9 protein-coding genes are annotated in these 20,361 nt (G+C 66.3%); 7 read left to right on the top strand and 2 right to left on the bottom strand.

What is annotated here, in order from left to right; all coding sequences use genetic code 11:
* Positions 1-11: 11 nt before the first annotated feature.
* Entirely contained in the window at positions 12-10,544 is a 10,533-nt protein-coding gene (locus tag CSQ93_RS03600) for a LysM peptidoglycan-binding domain-containing protein (RefSeq protein WP_199534241.1), read from the top strand.
* A gap of 15 nt (positions 10,545-10,559) precedes the next feature.
* On the opposite strand, the gene CSQ93_RS03605 is transcribed toward CSQ93_RS03600, so the two are convergent.
* Positions 10,560-11,510 carry a 2-hydroxyacid dehydrogenase gene (locus tag CSQ93_RS03605; protein ID WP_099376794.1) on the bottom strand — a complete coding sequence of 317 codons (951 nt, stop codon included), beginning with the start codon at positions 11,508-11,510 and terminating at the stop codon, positions 10,560-10,562.
* Between the two features lie 112 nt (positions 11,511-11,622).
* Entirely contained in the window at positions 11,623-12,312 is a 690-nt protein-coding gene (locus CSQ93_RS03610; RefSeq protein ID WP_158301099.1) for a hypothetical protein, read from the bottom strand.
* Between the two features lie 233 nt (positions 12,313-12,545).
* On the opposite strand from CSQ93_RS03610, the gene CSQ93_RS03615 reads away from it, so the two are divergent.
* From CSQ93_RS03615 to CSQ93_RS03640, 6 genes are all read left to right on the top strand, one after another.
* The gene (locus CSQ93_RS03615) at positions 12,546-14,744 is read left to right on the top strand and encodes a TonB-dependent receptor (RefSeq protein WP_099376796.1); all 2,199 of its coding nucleotides are present in this window, start codon (positions 12,546-12,548) and stop codon (positions 14,742-14,744) included.
* Between the two features lie 100 nt (positions 14,745-14,844).
* Positions 14,845-15,720 carry a hypothetical protein gene (locus CSQ93_RS03620; protein WP_158301100.1) on the top strand — a complete coding sequence of 292 codons (876 nt, stop codon included), beginning with the start codon at positions 14,845-14,847 and terminating at the stop codon, positions 15,718-15,720.
* A 68-nt stretch (positions 15,721-15,788) separates the two neighbouring features.
* Positions 15,789-16,946, top strand: a complete 1,158-nt coding sequence (locus CSQ93_RS03625) for a sensor histidine kinase (RefSeq protein ID WP_158301101.1) — start codon at positions 15,789-15,791, stop codon at positions 16,944-16,946.
* 128 nt (positions 16,947-17,074) lie between these two features.
* Complete coding sequence (locus tag CSQ93_RS03630) at positions 17,075-18,529, top strand: circularly permuted type 2 ATP-grasp protein (RefSeq protein WP_099376799.1); 1,455 nt, start codon at positions 17,075-17,077, stop codon at positions 18,527-18,529.
* Positions 18,523-19,467 (top strand): alpha-E domain-containing protein, encoded by a 945-nt coding sequence (locus tag CSQ93_RS03635; RefSeq protein ID WP_099376800.1) that lies wholly within the window; start codon positions 18,523-18,525, stop codon positions 19,465-19,467. Before CSQ93_RS03630 ends, CSQ93_RS03635 begins: the two co-directional genes overlap by 7 nt.
* On the top strand, positions 19,467-20,276 hold the full coding sequence (locus tag CSQ93_RS03640) for a transglutaminase family protein (protein ID WP_099376801.1): 810 nt from the start codon (positions 19,467-19,469) through the stop codon (positions 20,274-20,276). The genes CSQ93_RS03635 and CSQ93_RS03640 overlap by 1 nt, the downstream gene beginning before the upstream one ends.
* The last annotated feature ends 85 nt before the right edge of the window (positions 20,277-20,361 follow it).

A 20,361-nucleotide genomic window follows, 5' to 3' on the forward strand; every position in this document is an offset into this window, starting at 1 on the left:
AGCAAGTTCGTATGGCCACCACAGATACCGCGCTGGAAAACCTGCAGCAAGCCATCGTCAACGCCGCCAGCAGTGGCCCGTTCGCCCTCGATGCCGCCTTCCTGGAAGCGGGCCTGGCCGACCCGGACGTCGCGCCGCCCGAAAAATTCGACGCCATCATCGGCCAGGCATTTCAGATCGACGCGGCACAGTTCCTGATCAGCTGCGCGGTAGCCGACGTGGGCGCCGTGAGCGACGGTGTCTTTACGGTCAGCAAGGCAAGCCTGCCCTTTATCGGCGGCCTGCTGCAAACTCCGGCCACGCTGGTGTTTTCCACGCAGCCGGCCGCCGCGCGCACGCCAAGCGAGAACGGGGATGACGACGGGGATGATGCAGCCGTGCTGGTGGTGCAGGTGGCCGCCAGTCCCGCCGACTGGAACTGGGATAGCAGCTTTCCCTTTATGGGCGGCTGGCCATTCAGCGAGTTGCCGCTGTCGGGCGCGCTGCTGGTGTTTTCCAGCGCCGACGGCGTCTATCCATGGGGCGGCGACAGCACGCTGTCCGTCACGGGCGGCGCCAAGCAGAACGTCAGCGCCAGTGTGGCCCTGCCCGCCTTTGTGACGCCATTTCTGGAACTGTTTTCCGACCTGGCGGCGCCGCCGGGCAAGCTGCAGATCGGCGGCTACCTGGACATGGCGCTGTACGACGGCAAGACGTTCGAACTGGGCGGCCTGATGCCCAGCGGCGTGCTGTCGGCCACGCTCAGCGAGCTCGACTGCACCTTCGCCGGCTACCTGCGCGTGGCTGCGCCCAGCCTGACCGTGACGATCCCGCCGCCCGTCGATGCGCCGCCGCCCGACGCCCTGCTGCTCGACGGCGGCATGCAGCTGCTGCTGCGCGGCGCCGGCGAAGGGGCCGACGAGGAAGCGGCCGACGGCGACCAGGCCGCCACGCTGGCCCTGACGGCCACGCTCAGCGTGGAAGGCGCGGGCGCCACCGACTACACGCTGTCGCTGCTGCTGCAGCCATCGAACGCCAATGGCGACGGCAACTACGTGGTCAGCCTGGAAGCGGGCAGCGACGGGCAGCCCCTCAGTCCCGGTGCCGCCATCAGCCTGATCGGCGGGGGCGCCAGCTATTTCCGCGCCACCCCGGCCGTGCTGCAGGAGTTCCTGACCTCGTTCGGCCTCGGCGGCATGACCATCAGCGGCAGTATCCCGCCCAAGGCGGCGCCCACGGTGGACCAGGTCACGCTGCAGCTGCGCAGCGTGCGCGATCTCAGCTGGCAGCCTATCCCGGCGCCCACGCCAGCGCTGAGCTTTACCGTCACCTCGTTCTTCCTCGACTGGACGGCTTACCAGCCGCTGGCGAGCAAGGCCAGCGGAAAGTCGCGCTATGAATACCTGTTCGGCACCACCTTCACCCTGTTGCCCACGGTATTTCGCAATCTCGACGGCACGCCGGGCGGCGAATTCGACGTGCAGTTCAACTCGGCGCAGCTGTTCCAGGCCAGCTTTCCCGGCAAGGCCACGCTGTCGGACTTCCTGTCCGTCGTCTCGAACGGCCTCGTCAGCCTGCCTGACAGCATCCAGGCCGAGGTGTCGAATATTGTGCTGAGCATAGACGGCGCGGCCCAGTCCTTCGCGTTTTCCAGCGACTACGCCATCAGCCTGTCCTTCCTGACGGTGGGCGGCGCGCCCATCCTGAGCATTTCGGACGGCCAGATCAGCCTGTCGGGCATCAGCGCCACGGTGGCCGCGGACAAGCAGGAAGGCGCGCTGGCCCTTGTCGAGGCCGGCAATGCGGGCGCCGGCACGGCCTGGGCCGGGTCCATTTCCGGCTTGCTGGGCGTGGGCGCCAGCCTGCAGGCGGCCGTCAGCGTGGCCTACAGCAGCCAGGAAACGCCGCCCCGCTGGACCCTCTCCGCCTCCCTCGCGCAAGAACTCGATGTGGGCGAGATGATCAAGCAATTCTTTGCCGCCGGCGGCATCTATGATTTCCCCCTCTTCTTGCCGGGCAACCTGAAGATTTCCGCGTTCGCCATCGAAGCGGTCATTCCTAGCGGCAAACCCAGCACGGACCTGGCCACCAGCTACACGGTCGACACGACGTTTACCTGGCTGTTCATGCTTGGCCAGCAAGAGATCGGCTTGCAGAAAGCCACGCTTTCGGTGCAGTATGACGGCGCCAAGCCGGCCGCGCAGCAATTCTCGGGCAAGGCCGATGCCGTATGGATCTATACCGCCATCAATCTGAAACTGGGCTTCGGCTATGCCTTCCAGCCGACGGACAAGGGGCCGAACCACACGCTGTACGTGAGCTGGGAAGGCTTCACGGCAACCTATACCAGCGGCAACGAGATGCTCAGCTTCACCCTGGCGGGCTGGTCTCTGGGCAGCCTGATCCAGGCGCTCGTGCGCACGCTGGGCGATCCGTATTTCGTGCTGCCGTCGCCGTGGGACTTGCTGAACCAGGTCACGCTGGATGGCCTGTCCATCAACGTGTCGCTGAAAACCGGCGAAAAGAACCGCCTCAGCGCCACCTACACGCTCAGTTCCCCCCTCAACCTCGGCTTCATCGTCATCCGCAGCATCGTCTTCAAGCGCAATACGGACGGCAAGGTGACCCTGGCGCTGGACGCCACCGTGCCGCCATTGCTCAAAGGCAGCATGGGCGACTTGCTGGACCCGAACAAGGGACAGGACGTGGAAGAAATGCCCAGCGTGCCGGGCGCCGGTTCCAGCTATTTCAAGGTCTTCCTGCTGATGCTGGGCCAGCGCGTGGCCATCAACGGCGCGTCCGACTTCAGCTCGACCAAGGCCGTCATCGACGCGCTGGCCGGCGTGCCGCCCACCACGGGCAAGAACAATCCCGTCAACCCGGGCAGCGGCGTGCAGGGCCAACCGTATTACCAGCCGGACAGCAACTGGCTGATCGCCGCGCATTTCGGCGTGCTGCAGACAGCCGGCGTGTGGGCCGTCGACGTACAGATCGTCTTCAACGATCCCAACCTGTACGGCTTGCGCCTGACCCTGGGCAGCCCCAAGATGGGCGGCCTGGCCGGCCTGGTGGTCGATATCCTGTACAAGAAAATCAGCGACGACGTGGGCCTGTTCCAGATCGACTTCACCTTCCCCGACAGCATACGCAACCTGAACTTCGGCGCCGTCAGCGTGGTGCTGCCGATGATAGGCATCAAGATCTACACGAATGGCGATTTCCTGATCGACATCGGCTTTCCCTACAATATGGACTTTACACGCTCGTTCAGCTTTAGCGCCATCGTCTACGGCGTGCCGGTGATGGGCTCGGGCGGCGTGTATTTCGGCAAGCTGTCGAGCGCGACGGCAACGCAGGTGCCGAAAACCGATCTCGGCTATTTTAATCCCGTCATCGTCTTCGGCCTGGGCCTGCAGCTGGGCCTGGGCTACAACTTCGTCAAGGGGCCGCTGAAAGCCGGCTTCGCGCTGACCGTGTTCGGCATCATCGAAGGCGTAATCGCCACCTACCATCCGTACGACCGCAGCAACGCCGTCGCGCTGGCCAACGCCGGCGCGTCCGGCAGCGTTCAGGACAGCAGCTACTTCAAGCTGACGGGCACGTTCGGCGTGATCGGCATGCTGTACGGCGAAGTGGACTTGAAGATCATCAGCGCTTCGCTGCTCGTCAATATCACCGTATCGGTGCAGATCGGCTACGAATCCTACCGCGCCATCCCCCTGTCCGTGACGGCCTCGGTGCGCATCAGCCTGCGCGTCAAGATCGACCTGGGCATCTTCAGCTTCACCATTTCCGTGGGCTTTTCCGCCACCGTCAGCGCGCAATTCCGCATCGGCAGCGACAGCCGCGCGCCGTGGGATGGCGGCGGCGCGCTGCGCCTGGAAAGCCTGGCGCGGGGGCGCGCGCGCACCTTGCCGATGGAACTGCAGGCCGCCATGCTGCGCGCCGGGCCGCGCCGCCAGCCGCGACGCGTGCTGCGCACCGATGCCAAGCCGGTGCTGCAACTGGTGACGGCGCCGCAATTCACGGTGCTGGCGCCGCAGGGCGCCACCGCCAGCAGCGCGCAACAAGGCGCGTTCGTCTGCCTGTTCGCCATGGATGCGCCGGACCCGGCCGCCGGCGGCGCGGGCACAGGCACGACCTCGTTCGACCTGCTGTGCAAGGCGTATTTCCCGTGGCTGCTCGACACGTTGCAGCCGGCGGCGCGGGCCGACGGCGCGGCGCTGGACCTGACTGCCGCCGCGACTGCCAGCGTGACGCTGGAGCAGCTGGTGGCGGGCATCCAGGTGCTGGCCGACCCCGCCATGCAGCCATTCGGCATGGGCGACCTGCTGCAATTTCTCGCCGACAGCTTCATCGTGAACATCAGCGCGCCGGGCGCCAATATGGACGGCGCCACGCTATTCCCCCTGTTCGACGGGCTGCGGCTGGACGTGCCCGACCCGCAAGGCGGCGCCGGCACGCAAGCGATCGACCTCGAGACCTACGCGACGGCGACGGAACAGTACCGCAGCACGGTGGCCGGCGTGCTGCGCCAGGTGGCCGCCAAGGTGGGCAAGGCGCCCGCCAGGCCCGCGCTGCTGGCGCAGGACGACGCTGGCGCCGAATCGATGGCAGCCTTCATCTTTGTCGACGTCTTCAGCCTGATCGGCCGCGCGCTGCTGCAATCGGCCATCGATGCCTTCGACAATTACAGCTATGCGCTGCAGCCCGGCGACAGCATCGCCAGCATCGTCGCCGCCTTCAACCTTGCCGGCAACGCCATCGATGCGGACGACGTGTCGCTGCCGAATGCCACGTATCCGCTGAACGGCGCGCTGCCGCTGCAGGTCGGCGGCCTGTCCGCCGTGATCCAGGCCGGCGATACGCTGGCGGCCATCGCCGCCCGCTACACGGATCCGGCCGGCGCTGGCGGGCGCTGGCAAACCACCGCGGCCCAGCTCATCGGCGCGAATGCGGCGCCGCGCGCGCTGCGCACGGGCGTGACCCTGGTCTTCGACTTCGGCGCCGGCGCCGTCAGCCACGTCACGGCGCCCGGCGACAGCTTCGGCACCATCGCCGCCGCGCTGGACGTGCCGCTGGCCGCCCTGGCGCAGCAGGCATCGCTGTATGCGCGCGCCGACCTGCTGCTGCCGACGGCCATCCTCGCCGTGCCGCCGCTCGCGTATGCCTCGGTTGCCGGCGATACCCTGGCCGGCATCGCCAGCCGCTTCGCCGCCACGGCCGCCGGGCTGGGACGCGACAATGCCGGCGTGGCCAATCTGTTCGCCGCGGCCCCGGGCCGGCTGGCCATCGCCCATCTCGACGCCTTGCCGCTGGAGCAGCTGTGGAGCGGCGTGCAGGCGAGCGGCGCCGTGGCCCAGGCCGCCGGCCAGGTCGCGCGCTTCATCACCTATGGCTTGCGCCTGCCGGTGGCGCCGGGCCTGAGCCTGTCGCCATCCTTCCTGTATAGCAAGACGCAGACCGACTACGCGCTGTACCAACTGACGGGCCAGCAATTTCCCACGCCCGCCAGCGCCGCCGGCGGCTACCGCATCGGCCTGGGACGCAATGCCATTTCGCATGGCGTCGCCCTCGATTTCATCACCTTCGCCGGCGCGCCCGGCACCAGCCTGCCCATCGACCTGGACGCCGCGTACGGCTTGCTGTCGGGCGTGCTGGCGTATGCGCAGGCGGGCAGCTTCGCGCCGTCGCCTGCGCTGGACATCCTGCCGCTGGCTTCCTTGCAGCCACGGCAGTTTCCTGCGGCAGGCTACGCCGCCTGGATCACCGCCGACCTGGCGCGCCTGACGGCCGTGACGTCCGGCGCCGCTTCAGCGGCGCGCGCCGCCAGCCAGGCCGCGCCCGCGCCGTATCTGTGGCAATTACCTGACGCCATGCTGGCCAGCATCGCCCAGCGCCAGGATACGCTGCAGGCGCTGTACACCCAGGCGCAATACGCGGACATGCTGGCCCTGATGCCCGCCTATCGTCCCCGCATCGGCAACACGCCGCCCAACAGCAGCAGCACGGTGTTCCAGGACTTGAGCGGCTATGCCTACGCCACGCGCGTGGACTTCCAGATCACGCGCATGCCGGCCGCCACCGTGGCCACCAACGACGCCAGCGGCACCGCGCTGGCCAGCGCCGCCACCCTGGCCCACGTCTACGAGCTCGTGGGACCGTCGGCCGCCGATGCCCAGCGCCTGCAATACCTGCTGAGCGGCATGGCCGCCGTGGGCGAAACCCTGGTGGCCGGCCTGTTCCTGCTGTATAGCGAAGGCGGCAGCGACCAGGTGGCGCTGACGGGCCAGGCCGATGCCGACTACCTGTGCTTCCTGACGCAAACCAATCTGTCCACGGAAAGCCATCCGCCGGCCAGCCGCATGCTGCTGGATGCGGCGCAGACGGTCTTGCCGCGCGGCATAGCCAACAGCCCCTCGCAATTCATCAAGCTGCTGTGGGAGCAATCGGTGGTGCGCGGCGGCGGCTACTATCTGTATTTCGAGGACATGGTGTCGGGCGCCGGCCTGCCCCCATCCGTCTTCGACGCCACGGGCACGGCCACGCTGACCCTGGTGGTTCCGCTGGCGCGCCCGGCTGCAGGCGCCGCCGACACCGTGCCGAACTTCATCAACGCCCTGCTGACGACGCAGGCGATCGATCCGCAGCAGGACGTGCTGGTGTTCGAATCGCTGAGTAAACCAGCCAGGACCCAGCCTTTGGCCCTGGCGGCCACGAGCACCCTGGCCGCTCTGGCCGCCACGTATGGCATGGGCGTGGGACAGCTGGCGCGGCAAAACGCCGTGCGGCCGCTGCGCGCCGGCGCCAGCGTGCCCGTGGCCGGCATTCTGCACCAGCTGAATCAGCAAGACATGGCCGCGCCCGCGCAAGCGCTGGCGCAGCTGGCCGCGTATTACTCGGCCGGCGCCACCCCGCTGAGCGCGGCGCAGATCGCCGCCTACAATCCCGGCGTGACGGTGGCGCTGGGCGCGACCATGCGCATTCCGCCGCTCGTCTATCGCGTGCCAGCCACGGCTGACGCTCCCGGCAATACCTTCGCCGCCCTGGCCGCCTACTATGGCTTGTCGGTGGACGCCCTGGCCCTGGGCGCGGCCGCCACCGCAGGCCTGTACGCCGATGGCGCCGTGCTCGACGTCGACAGCCTGGCCTTCGATGCGCAAGCGACCTTGGCGCCGGGCAACCTGTCGTTCCAGCTCAAGCGAGCCAACGACGGCGTGCCCGTGCTGCCGCCCGATCCCACGCCGCAGCAACAGCAGCAATATGCGCAGGCGACCCTGTCTGCGCTGTACAACACGCTGTCGGCCGGCCTGGGCGCCAACCCGTATTTCCTGCCCAGTCCCTACAGCCTGCCCTTCGGACCGCAGGACCATGCGAACGACAGCGACAGCGATGGCGGCGACGATGGCGAAGCCCACCGCCGGCGCTATGCGGCCGCGGCCCTGGCAGATTACGACTACCGCCAGGCGCTGGGCTACCTGGGCAACAACAGCCAGGGACGGCCGTTCGCCACGCTCAATGCGGCGCCTGCCAATCCGCCGGCCGGCCTGCCGCCCGCAGCCGACAATCCCTACCTGGGCGTGGGCGGCCATGCGTCGCTGGCCCTGCGCTGGCAAGACCTGTTCGGCAACACCACCGTCACGCCGTTCGAGGCGCCGCCAGCCGGCTACACGGGTGCGCTGGACCAGGCCCCCGCCGCGCTGCGCTACACGGATCGCCTGCTGGGCCTGTCCGCCTGGCCGAAAGTCCAGGCCAGCTACCTGTATGACACGGATGCGGGCGGCGCGCCCGCGCTGCTGCTGACCTTGCGCATGGATGGCCTGGCCTATGCCACGCCAGCCGACGCGGCGCAAGACTTGCCCACCTACCAGCGCCTGTACTTCCAGCTGCACCAGGACTATACGGGCCTGGGCGTGCCCGGACTGAGCGGCAATGCGGTGAGCATCTCCCTCAGCAACTCCCTGCTGGCCACGCCGCTGCAGCCGCTGGGCGAGGCCCAGTCGCGGCAGGTGCGCGACTTCGTCGCCGCCTGCGCCATCTACTTGCAGGTCCTGGCCGGCGGCGGCAGCGCCACGGCGCCCGCCGCCACGCTGTCGGTGCCGGTGCCGCTGGCGCAACTGGCCAGCGTCAACCGCATCGCGCTCGACGTGGCACTGGTGCTGACGCGCCAGGCCATCCTGCTCGACCCCGTACTGGCGGCCCTGCCGGACGGCGCCAGCGTGGTCAGCGCCGTGCTGCCGCAGGCCGACACGAATGGCGGCGCGTCCAGCTACACCACGTTTGCCAAGGCGCTCGAAGCGTGCCTGAAGACGCCGCAATGGTCGATGCGCGCGGGCGCGGGGCTGACGCGCGTGGGCAGCGCCGGCCAGCAGACGCAGCAGTTGTTCGCCGTGCGTTTCAGCGACACGCCCGGCCAGGGCATCCATTTCCGCCTGGGCCACCAGGCCAGCTACTACGCGCCGTTGCCCGTCGCCAATTCGCTGGAAAGCCGCACGGTCAGCATCGACGCCTATCCGAGCAATACGCCGCATGCGCTGACGCTCAATAGCGTCGACCTGAACCTGTGGCTGCAAAGCTGTCTCGACGCCATCGACAAGTTCCTCTCGGCCACCTATGCGCCGCCCGCCTACATTCTCGATCGCCTCAACGGCATCGCCGATCCGCTGCAGAGCGGCCAACTGGGCCTCGTACTCAAGGCGAAGCAGACGCTGGCCGACGCCATCAGCGCCACGGTCAGCCCCGTGCTCAGCAGCAGCGCGGCGGACGAGGCCACGCGCGTCAGCGCGGCCGCCACCATGCGACAGCAGTTGCTGACCACCCTGGGGCCGGCCTTTGCCGCCGGCGCCGTGGTGGTGTACGGCGTGGACCAGGTGACGGGCGCGGACGACAAAGACAAGGATGGGCCGCCCGCGCTGTATGGCCAGCCCGCCGGCGCCGGCACAGCCGACGGCGCGGTCGGCGACGGCAACCAGAACTACACCTTGTTCCCGACCCGGCTGCCTTTGCCAGGCACGGCCGTGGTGGACCAAAGCCGGCTGTCATTCAACTTCATCTCGAAGAATGTCGAAGGCCAGGCCTATGTGCCGCTGGACTTGCGCTATCAGATCACGCACATGGAATTCGACCAGCAAGCCGTGCCCGGCATCGAAAACTACATGCAAAGCCAGTGGCTCCTGTTCATTACCGGTCCGTTCGAGGTACCGCTGGGCAATGGCACGCAATATATCCCCGTGCTGAACCGTGCCCTGCCCGTGCCGCCCACGGTCAACCGGCAGACCGCCACCGCGTCCGCCGCGCCGCAGGCCGGTCGCATGCGCCTGGCCGCCGCTGGCTTGCAGCCGGCCCAGCTGGCCCAGTGGGATTACGGCTTCAGCTATACCTATCGCCAGGCGGCGCAGGATGCCGTGCACGTCAGCGTCGTGCTCAACGTACCGCCGCAGACGGCCAGACTGTACGCGGCGGCCGGTCCCGACCTGTTCACGGCGCTGGCCGCCTTCGTCAGCAATTATCCGCTCATTTCGGCTGACCTCGACGCGTTCCTCGCGCCCCTCGATGGCAAGCAGGACACGGCCGATAGTATCGCCAAGGCAACACAGGCCACCACTGCCTTCCAGCAGCTGGTGACCCAGGTGGCAGCCAGCTATGGCCAGCATTTCGGCGCAGCGCAGCTGGCGGCGGCGCAAGGCGAGACCAGCGTGGCCGTGGAATTCGACGCGCGCCTGGAAGACCATGGCGGCGACGCCTGGTATGCGCTGCTCAATGTCACCGTTGGCGGCGCGCCCGCCACCTACGACCCGCAGACCGGCACCCTGAGCAACGGCGCCGTCAGCGTGCCCGTGCCCGTGCTCGACATCGATGCGCAGCAGTACCGGGCCACGCCGGCCACGCCCACGCCGCCCGGTGCGCTGCTGGCCTACCGCTATGCGGCCATCGCCGCCGACGCGCCCGACCTGTCGTTTGCCGCCGCGCTGGCCAATACCGGCCGCGAGGTGCGCATGCCGGGGCTGAACGTGATGGTGTACAAGAACGCCCAGGCCTCGCTGTACGTGCAGCGCAACCGCTACCTGTGCCCGCCCAGCCAGACGCAGGTGTCGACCATGCAGGCCTTCCTGTACCAGACGCCGGTCGTCAAGTTCAGTGACCCCATCCTGCCACGCCTGAGCTGGCAAGGCTATGATTTGCGGCAAGTCGCACCGGTGGGCGGCAGCGACGTGGCCGCCTACATGAGAGGCTTCTTCAACGCCCTCTTCACGGGCGCCTCGGGCAGCGTGCGCATCGCCATGGATGGCAGCTATTCCTACAGCGTGATGCCGGCCGTGGCGGGCTTCCCCCGCACCTCGCTGCCGGTCAGCCTGTTGCCGGCCGTGCTCGCGCCCATCGATGCGGCCCAGCCTCCCGCCGCGCCGATGGCGCTGGTGGCCCAGGTGCAGCAATGGTATGACACGCAGCAGCCGACCACGGGTGGCGGCGCCGCCATGGATTTCCGCCTGAGCTTCTTTACGGACGGCGCGCCCGAGCAACTGCTGCTGTCGCTCGAAGACGTGCGTTGGGTGGTGCGGCCCTGATGCGGCGGCGCAGCGTCAGGGCACGGGGGTGCGCAGTGGCAAGCCGGCAAAGTGGGCGGCCAGGTTATCGACCACCAGTTGCCCCATTGCATGGCGCGTTTCCACGGTCAGGCTGCCCACGTGCGGCGTGAGCACCACGTTAGGCAAGGCGCGCAAGGCGGCTGGTACGCGCGGCTCGTCCGCAAACACGTCGAGGCCGGCCGCGCCCAGGTGGCCGTCCTGCAAGGCGGCGATCAAGGCCACTTCGTCGATCAGCGCGCCACGGGCAATATTGATCAGCGTGCCTTGCGGGCCGAGCGCGTCAAGCACGCTGCGGTCGATGATCTGGCGCGTGGCCGGCGTGCCTGGCGCGCAGACGATCAGGTAATCGCTTTCCTGCGCCAGGGCCAGCAAGGATGCGGCGCGCGGCACAGTAGTGCCTGCAATGGCGCGCGGCTGGAAGTAGCGCACGTGGACGCCGAAGGCGGCCAGGCGCAGTGCGATGGCTTGCCCGATCTGGCCGAAACCGAAGATGCCGGCCGTCTTGCCGCGCAGGCTCGATGCGGGGGCGATGGCCTCGCGGCGTTCCCAGCCGCCGTCGCGCACGAAACGGTCGAGCGCCACGATATGCCGCGCGCTGGCCAGCAGCAAGGCCAGCGCCACGTCGGCCACGTCATCCGTCAGCACGTTCGGCGTGGTGGTGACGGCGATGCCCCGCGCGCGCGCCTGGTCCAGCGCCACGCCGTCGAGGCCGACGCCATTGACGGCGACAATTTCCAGATTCGGCAGCAAGGCCATGTCGGTGGCGTTCAGGCCCAGCGCGCCCGTCGTGACGACGGCGCGGATGGCCGCAGCGCGCAGGGCCAGCCAGGCGTGGCGCTCTGGCGCCGGCACTTGCCAGGCGTGGTGGCAGGTGTATTGCTGCTCCAGCTGCGCGTTGACGGCAGCCGAAGGGCTGGGAGCGAGGATGAGGAGTTCGGGGAGCATGGGAGTCCTGGGTCATGTCACATGAAGTGCAGACGCAACTTAGCATATTTGACGCCTGGCCGGGGGCGGCTGCCCCGCAATCGCCGTCATGACCCTGCAGTCTGCGCGGTCTTCAGCCCGGGCAAGGCACGCGTTTGACCTTGCCGCCCGTCCTGGCCGGGTCGGCGCCGGAACCGGGATTCTCGGCCATGCCATAGCACGTGGCGCCGCCGGCGCTGACGACGCGCGTGGCGGGCCGGCCATCGGCCGTCAGAAATTCCTCCACGCGGATGACGGGGCCGCCGCGCCAGGCGGAGGCGACCAGCTTCTGGAAAGTGCTTTCGCTCTTCAGGTCGGCAGCGGCCAGCCATGGCTGGTCTTGCTTCAGTTCGCCACGCAGGGCCTTGTCGGCGGCGCCCGCCGCCAGCCGGGCGCGCGTGCGCAAGTCTGCCGTGGAAGGTGCCGTGGCCGGCGCGACAGGAAATTCCTCGGCCGGTACGGTGATGGCCTCCGCTGCCACGGCAGGCGGTGCGAAGATGACGGACGGCGCGGCGGGCGGCGCACTGGCCCGCGCGCGTGGCAAAGGAGCCGGCATGGGCATGGGCAAGGCCATCGGCGGCGTCTGCGTCAGCGGACGGGACGGCAGCAAGGTCATGAACGCCACCTCCGTGTATTGCTTGAGTTGCCGCGCCGGCAGCAGCAGGAAATACAGGCCCAGCACGTGCATGGCCAGGATCAGCGCGACGGCCGCGCCTTTCAGGCTCAAGCCGTCCCGTATGCGCAGGCGCATGGAAGCGGACGGTAGATGGCGGTGCAATGGCATGCGGTTTCCTGTGGGCGCGGGGCGCGATGGCACATTTTAGCGAAACTTGGATATGCGCATTAATAAATCCACAAGGTATCGCCTGGCGCGCCTTTTTCCGCCAGATTCCAGTCCCTGGCTGGCCCGGTGTTGTACAAATGGCGACTTTTTTGCTCGCTTTCTCACACTTTCCCACGCGCTGCGCCACGCTGGAATATAATGATAATCATTCTCATTAATATCCAGATAACTCCATGCGCACCTTCCACCTCGCCCCTACCCCGTTCGCCCTGGCCGCCTTCCTGCTGGCCAGCACCGCCGCCCACGCTCAAACCACCTCCACCGCACCGGCCGGCGACGCGCAAACCATGCCGACAGTGGTCGTCAACGCGTCGGCCGATGCGTCGGCGGAAGGCTTGTCGAAGGCGTATGCGGGTGGACAGGTGGCGCGCGGCGGACGTCTGGGCTTGCTGGGCAATGTGGACATGATGGACACGCCTTTCAACAGCACCAACTATACGCAGGCGCTGATCCAGGACCAGCAGGCGCAAGGCGTGGGCGATGTACTGCAAAACGATGCCGGCGTGCGCGTCACGCGCGGATTCGGCAATTTCCAGGAGATGTACATGATCCGCGGCTTCGCCGTGAACTCGGACGATCTCGCGTATAACGGCCTGTATGGCTTGCTGCCGCGCCAGTTTGTCGCTTCCGAGTTGCTGGAGCGCGTGGAAGTGTTCCGTGGCGCGAATAGCTTCATCAATGGCGCGGCGCCCGGCGGTGGCGGCGTCGGCGGCACCATCAACCTGGTGCCCAAGCGCGCCACCAATACGCCGCTGACACAAATTACGGTCGGCACGGAAAGCGGCGGCCAGGGCTATGTGGCAGCGGATATCGGCCGCCGCTTCGGCCCTGACAACAATATCGGCGTGCGCATCAATGCCGTACGCCGTGATGGCGACACGGCCGTCGACCGCGAAAAGCGCGAACTGAGCGTATTCTCGATCGGCGCCGATTACCGCGGCCGCGATTTCCGTCTGTCGGCTGACGCCGGCTACCAGGAACACAAGCTGCGCAATCCACGCCCGAGCGTGAGTGTGGCCAGCGGTGTGGCCGTGCCCGCCGCGCCTGATGCCAGCAGCAATTTCTCGCAGAACTGGACGCACTCCAACGAACGCGATACGTTCGGCACCTTGCGCGGGGAATACGATATCGCCAAGGATGTCGTGGCGTGGGCAGCCATGGGCTTTCGCAACGGCGACGAATCGAACGTGCTGGCAGCGCCCACGGTAAACAGTGCATCCGGCGCCGCCGGCTCCTACCGCTTCGACAATACCCGCCACGATAGCGTCCGTACGGGCGAGATCGGCGTGCGCGGCAAGCTGCGCACGGGCAGCGTCGGCCATACCATCAGCGCCACCGCGTCGACGTTCTGGTCGCAATCGAAGAACGCCTACGGCATGAGCGATTTTGTGACAGGTTTTGGCACCAACATCTATGCTCCCGTGCAAGTGGCAGCACCGGCGCCAACCTGGTTCATGGGCGGCGACCTCGCGCATCCGCTGGTGACTTCCCGCACTATGTTGTCAAGCTTTGCCGTAGCCGACACCATGGCCTTTGCCGATGACAAGGTGTTGCTGACCGTGGGCGTGCGCCGCCAGACCATCAAGGATGATTCCTACGACTACAACACGGGCGCGCGTTTTGACAGCAGCAGCTACGACGAAAGCATTACCACGCCTGTGCTGGGCCTGGTGTATCGTCCCATCAAGGAAGTATCCCTCTATGCCAACTACATCGAGGGCTTGCAAAAAGGCGCGGTCGCGGGCGGCGCGGGCGTGACCAATGTCGGCGATGCATTTGCGCCCTACAAATCGAAGCAGAAGGAAATCGGTGTCAAGTATGACGCTGGCCGCATCGGCGCCAGCCTCGCGCTGTTTACCACCAAGCAGCCATCGGCCTATGTGGAGAACGGCATCTTTGGCGTGTTTGGCGAACAGCGCAACCGAGGCATCGAATTGTCCGTGTTCGGCACGCCGGCACGGGGCCTGCGCCTGCTGGGTGGCCTGACCCTGCTCGACACACAGCAGATCAGCGCCAAAGACCCCGCCAATGTGGGCAAGGATGCCCTCGGCGTGCCAGGCACCCAGCTGAACTTCGGTGCGGAGTGGGATGTGCCCGGCGTACATGGCCTGGCCTTGACGGGGCGCACCCTGTATACGTCGAAGCAATACCTCGATGGCGCCAATACGCAGAAAGTGCCATCCTGGACACGCCTGGATCTGGGCGCACGCTACCTGACCACCATCGCCGACCGCGCCGTCACCCTGCGTGCGCGCCTGGATAACGTGACCGACAAGAACTACTGGGCGTCCGCTGGCGGCGCATCGGGCGCGGGTTATCTGGTGCTGGGCACCCCGCGCACCGTCGTCGTGTCGGCGTCCGTGGACTTCTAAAGCTTTCCGTTCACCTGCACACAAGGCTGCCCCTTCCCTGGGGCAGCTTTTTTTTCGTGCGCGCCTGTGCCGCAAGCGGCGCTTCGGCGACAATGCCCGCATGAAACGACTCCCTGCCCTGCTACTTTTGCTTTGCCTGTCCCTGCCGGCCGCTGCGCAGAAGCAAGCCGCCTGCCCGTATGCTGCCTGGAAAAGCGGCTTCAAGGGCGATGCGCGATCGCAAGCCACGTGCTTGCTGCGTCCCGTCAAGCTGTATGCGCGCCTGGGCGACAGCGCGCCGCTGCCGGATTTTCTTGCCGCCCGCATCGGCCAGCGCACGGGCATCGACCCGGCCCGGTTGCGCGCCTGGCTGGCGGAACAGGGGATCGCCGAGGCGGACGTGGGCGGCGCCGTCGACGCCCCGCTGTCGCGCGCCGTGGGCCGGCTGGCCGCACCGATGGCCCGCTATTTCGTCATCCACGACACCAGCTACCCGAATTTCCTGCTGGAATCCATTCCCGCCCATATCAACGACGCCAGCTGGGATTTCAACGATTTTACGACGCGCAATCCGGCGCTGGGCGGCGGTCCGAAAGGTCATGTCTACGTCAACCGCCTCGGTGATTCATTGGCCGTGCGCGACTTTGGCACGGCCAGCTATGCCAGCAAGCTGGAAAAGGACAAGCCGTCGCTGACGGGCCTGTTCCTGCACGTGGAACTGGTGCAGCCGCGCCACTCCGTGCCCGGCGGCGGCAAGGGCAACGATGGCCTGGCGCCCGATCCGGGCTTTACGCCTGCGCAATACGACCGCCTGGCCCTGCTGTATATCGCCGCCAGCGTGCGCAAGGGGACGTGGCTGATCCCCGCCTTCCACGCCGTGCTCGATACGGGCTTTGCGAATGGTCATGATGACCCGCAGAACTTTTCCCTGGCCGAATGGTCAACCTCGCTTTCCCGCCTGCATGCGGCCCTGCGGCAAGCCGAAACTGGACAATAAAGCGTTTCCCTGACGGCTGAATTGGCGCATACTATTAAGAGCATAGCCATTCCTGTCAGGGAGTTCAGGTGAATATTGCGACGGATCATCAGGTGGATCACCAGGCCGGCGTGCGCCAGCCATTGCAGCGCGCGCAGCGCATCTTTGCCATACGCGACGCCGTCCTTGGCGCCTGGGAACAGCGCGTGCGCGCCAGCGTGCGCGGCGCGGACCGCTTGCTCACACCCATCCTCATCAACACCTTGCCAGCCTTTTTCGACAACCTGGCCGAAGCCCTCACCCCAGGTCACCCGCGCGACAATGCGACCAGCAACAGCAACGTACCCGCCGTGCATGGCAACGAACGGGCGCGCATGACCAATTACGGCCCGGAACAGGTGATCCAGGAATACCAGATCTTCCGCGACTGCTTCGCCGCCACCGCGCATGAGTCCGGTATCACCTTGCGCAGCAAGGATTGGCAAGTGATCAACAAGTCGATCGACGTGGGCATCCGCGAATCGATACGCGAATTTACCAGCATGCACGAAGGTTTCCGGCGCCGCGTTGCGGCCGGCCTGTCGCACGACATGCGCAATCCGCTGGCCGTCATCAGCACCAGCGCCCAGTTGCTGCTGCGGCCAGCGGACCCGGAACGGGTGGTATTGCTGGCGCACAAGATTGTCGAACACAGCAAGCGGCTCGACAGCATGATCGAGGAATTGCTCGATGGCCTCAGCTACCATCAGGGCCAGCAGTTGCCGCTGGTGCTGAGGCAGTTTGATGTGCTGCCGCTGGTACACGCCGTGGCCGGCCAGGTCAACCTGCAGCGGCCGGACAAATGCCAGGTCAGCGGGCAAGCCGTCGTCGGCTGGTGGTGCGAGAACTCGCTGCGGCGCGCGCTGGAAAACCTCGTCGGCAATGCCCTCAAGTATGGCGACGACGCACCCATCAGCGTGCACGTGGAAGCGGTCCACGAACGCCTGATCGTCACCGTGCACAATGGCGGCCACGCCATCGCGCCGGAACAGGCCGCACGCATCTTCGACTACTTGCGCCGCGAGAACGACAGCCCCGCCCCAGGCTGGGGCATCGGCCTGCCCTTCGTGCAGAGCGTGGCCGAAAGCCACGGCGGCAGCATCGCCGTCGACAGCGCGCCCGAAACGGGCACCAGCTTCATCTTCGACGTGCCCGTCGATTGCCGGCCCTTCGTCCAGCCCGCCGACGTCCCCAAGAGTGACGCTTAGTGCACCAAATTAGTGCAAAGAATGGCGCAACGCCACAAAAGTGGTCATCTTTACACCTTCCCTCGGCTCCCCTGTTGGCACGCTTCCTGCTGAGCTATACGTAGACACGGCTCAAGGGAAATCACAACATGGCAAATTTTTTCAATGAAATGACTGCAAATGAAGTGGGTACGGACAGCAAGGTACGTGAACACTATCGTGAATTCAGCAATTGGCTGGAACAGCAATCCCCCGAGACCATCGCCCGCAAGCGGGCCGAAGCCGACCTGACGTTCCGCCGGGTCGGCATCACGTTCGCCGTCTACGGCGACGATGCCGGCACGGAACGCCTGATTCCGTTCGACACCATCCCGCGCATCATCCCCGCCGCCGAATGGGCGCAGATGCAGACGGGCCTGGTGCAGCGCGTGCAAGCCTTGAACATGTTCATCCATGATATTTATCATGAGCAAAACATCATCAAGGCGGGCATCATTCCCGCCGAGCAAATCTACAAGAATGCCCAGTACCGCCCGGAAATGCAGGGCATTGCCGTCGCCTCCGACATCTATGCCCACATCGCCGGCGTCGACATCGTGCGCGCGGGACAGGGCGAATTCTATGTGCTGGAAGACAATCTGCGCGTGCCGTCCGGCGTGTCCTACATGCTGGAAGACCGCAAGATGATGATGCGGCTGTTCCCGGAACTGTTCGCCCGCAACCGCATCGCCCCCGTCGACCACTACCCGGACATGCTGCTCGACAACCTGCGTTCTGTCGCCCCGATGGGCGTCGATGACCCGACGGTGGTCGTCATGACGCCCGGCATGTACAACTCCGCCTACTTCGAGCACGCCTTTTTGGCCCAGCAGATGGGCGTGGAACTGGTCGAAGGCAAGGATTTGTTTGTCAACGACAATTCCGTGTACATGCGCACCACGCGCGGGCCAAAAAGGGTCGACGTCATTTATCGCCGCGTGGACGACGACTTCCTCGATCCGCTGGCCTTCCGTTCCGATTCCTCGCTGGGCGTGCCGGGCCTGCTGTCTGTCTACCGCGCCGGCCGGGTGACGCTGGCGAACGCCATCGGCACGGGCGTGGCCGACGACAAGTCGATCTATCCTTTTGTTCCCGACATGATCAAGTTTTACCTGTCGCAAGAGCCGATACTCAACAACGTGCCGACGTACCAGTGCCGCAAGCCGGCCGATTTGTCCTACGTGCTGGCGAACCTGGCGAAACTCGTCGTCAAGGAAGTGCATGGCGCGGGCGGCTACGGCATGCTGGTGGGGCCGGCGTCCAGCCTGGCGCAGATCGAGGATTTCCGCCAGCGCCTGCTGGCCAATCCCGGTGGCTACATCGCCCAGCCGACACTCGCCCTGTCCGCCTGCCCCACGTATGTGGACGCCGGCATCGCGCCGCGCCACATCGATTTGCGCCCGTTCGTGCTATCCGGCAAGACGATTTCCATGGTGCCCGGCGGCTTGACCCGCGTGGCGCTGGGCGAAGGCTCGCTGGTGGTCAACTCCTCGCAAGGGGGCGGCACCAAGGATACCTGGGTACTGGAAGCCACATCCGCTTTTGCAGGAGAAAAAACATGCTGAGCCGCACTGCCGATCATTTGTTCTGGATGGCCCGCTACACGGAGCGGGCGGAAAACACGGCGCGCATGCTCGACGTCAACATGCAAACGTCCATGCTGCCGCAGTCCGAGCAGGACGCGGAGCAAGGCTGGCGCGCCACCCTGGGCATTTCCGAGCTGCAAAGCGCGTACGACCACAAATATGGCCGCTTCCACACGCGCGACGTGCTCGACTTCATGGTGCGCGACCCGAACAACCCCTCGTCCATCCTCGCCTGCCTGACGGGGGCGCGCGAAAACGCCCGCGCCGTACGGGGCACCCTGACGACGGAAGTGTGGGAAATCCAGAATGCCACCTGGCTCGACATGCAGAAACGCCTGAAAAGCAATTTGCTGGAAACGGACCCCAGCCAGTTCTTCGAGTGGGTCAAGTACCGCTCGCACCTGTCGCGCGGCGTGACACTGGGCACCATGCTCAAGGACGAGGCGATTCACTTCATCCGCCTCGGCACTTTCCTGGAACGGGCCGACAACACGGCGCGCATCCTCGACGTGAAGTTCCACGGCGCGCGCGACACGTCGAAAGACATCACCCAGCGCGATTTCTACTACTGGGCGGCCCTGCTGCGCTCCGTTTCCGGCTTCGAGATCTACCGCAAGGTCTACCGCGACGTCATCACCCCGGAACGGGTGGCGGAATTGCTGATGCTGCGCGGCGACATGCCGCGCTCCCTGCTGGCCTGCATGGATGACGTGGTGGAAAACCTGAAACACATTCGCAACGATGTGTCGGCCGATACGGAGCGTTTCGCCGGGAAATTGCATGCGGAGCTGAAATTCGGCCATATCGACGACATCATGAAGGCGGGTTTGCACCATACCTTGACGGAATTTCTCGAAAACATCTATGACCTGGGCAACCGGGTCAGCCGCGACTTCCTCGTTCCCTTGGCGGCCTGATGCAGCTCACTATCCGCCACGAAACCCATTACGCCTACAGTGCGCCGCTGGCCTACACCATCCAGCAGCTGCACCTGACGCCGCGTATCGAGCCGCAGCAGCGGGCTCTCTCCTGGCAGATTTCCACGCCAGGCCAGTGCCACGCCTACACGGATGCCTACGGCAATCTGTCGCACATGCTGACGATTAACGGCAGCCATCACTCCCTGAGCCTGGTAGCGCACGGCGTGGTGGAAACTATCTACCCGCACAAGGGACGGCTGAACCTGGTCGATACCCTGTCGCCGCTGTTGTTTACCATGCCGACGCCGTTGACCCTGGCCAATCCCGCCATCCTCGACCTGGCGGCCGCCAGCCTGCCGGACCGGGACGTGACGGTCGGCACGGGCCACTTGCTGCGCCTGGCTGAGCACATCGTCGGCAAGGTGGCGTATGAAAGCGGCGCCACCATGGTCACCACCACGGCTGGCGACGCGCTGGCGCTGGGACGCGGCGTGTGCCAGGATCACGCGCATCTGTTCCTCGCCTGCTGCCACGCCTGGGGCATCCCGGCCCGCTATGTGTCCGGCTATATTGATCCGGGCACGACGGGCCATGCGGCCAGCCATGCCTGGGTCGACGCATGGACGGAAGATACGGATTTCGCGGGCTGGGTCAGCATCGACGTCACGCATGCACGGCTGATGACGGATGCGTATTGCCGCTTGGCCATCGGGCGCGACTACGATTCGGCGGCGCCCGTGCGCGGCGTGCGCCAGGGTGGCGGCACGGAAACCTTACGAGTCGATGTGCAGATCGTACCTGTCTAAAATGGCCAGGAATGAGGCTGGCCGGGCCTTGCCAGCAGGTGGCAAGGCCCGGCTGGTGTAGAATGCTTCCCCTTTGACTTGATTT

Source organism: Janthinobacterium sp. BJB426, assembly GCF_002735705.1.
Lineage (GTDB): Bacteria > Pseudomonadota > Gammaproteobacteria > Burkholderiales > Burkholderiaceae_D > Janthinobacterium.

Bases quoted from the DNA above. Each gene is read 5' to 3' on its own strand.
- CSQ93_RS03620 (WP_158301100.1), top strand. From the start codon at position 14,845: ATGAAACGACTCCCTGCCCTGCTACTTTTGCTTTGCCTGTCCCTGCCG.
- CSQ93_RS03640 (WP_099376801.1), top strand. From the start codon at position 19,467: ATGCAGCTCACTATCCGCCACGAAACCCATTACGCCTACAGTGCGCCG.
- CSQ93_RS03605 (WP_099376794.1), bottom strand. From the start codon at position 11,510: ATGCTCCCCGAACTCCTCATCCTCGCTCCCAGCCCTTCGGCTGCCGTC.
- CSQ93_RS03600 (WP_199534241.1), top strand. From the start codon at position 12: ATGGCCACCACAGATACCGCGCTGGAAAACCTGCAGCAAGCCATCGTC.
- CSQ93_RS03635 (WP_099376800.1), top strand. From the start codon at position 18,523: ATGCTGAGCCGCACTGCCGATCATTTGTTCTGGATGGCCCGCTACACG.
- CSQ93_RS03610 (WP_158301099.1), bottom strand. From the start codon at position 12,312: ATGCCATTGCACCGCCATCTACCGTCCGCTTCCATGCGCCTGCGCATA.
- CSQ93_RS03615 (WP_099376796.1), top strand. From the start codon at position 12,546: ATGCGCACCTTCCACCTCGCCCCTACCCCGTTCGCCCTGGCCGCCTTC.
- CSQ93_RS03630 (WP_099376799.1), top strand. From the start codon at position 17,075: ATGGCAAATTTTTTCAATGAAATGACTGCAAATGAAGTGGGTACGGAC.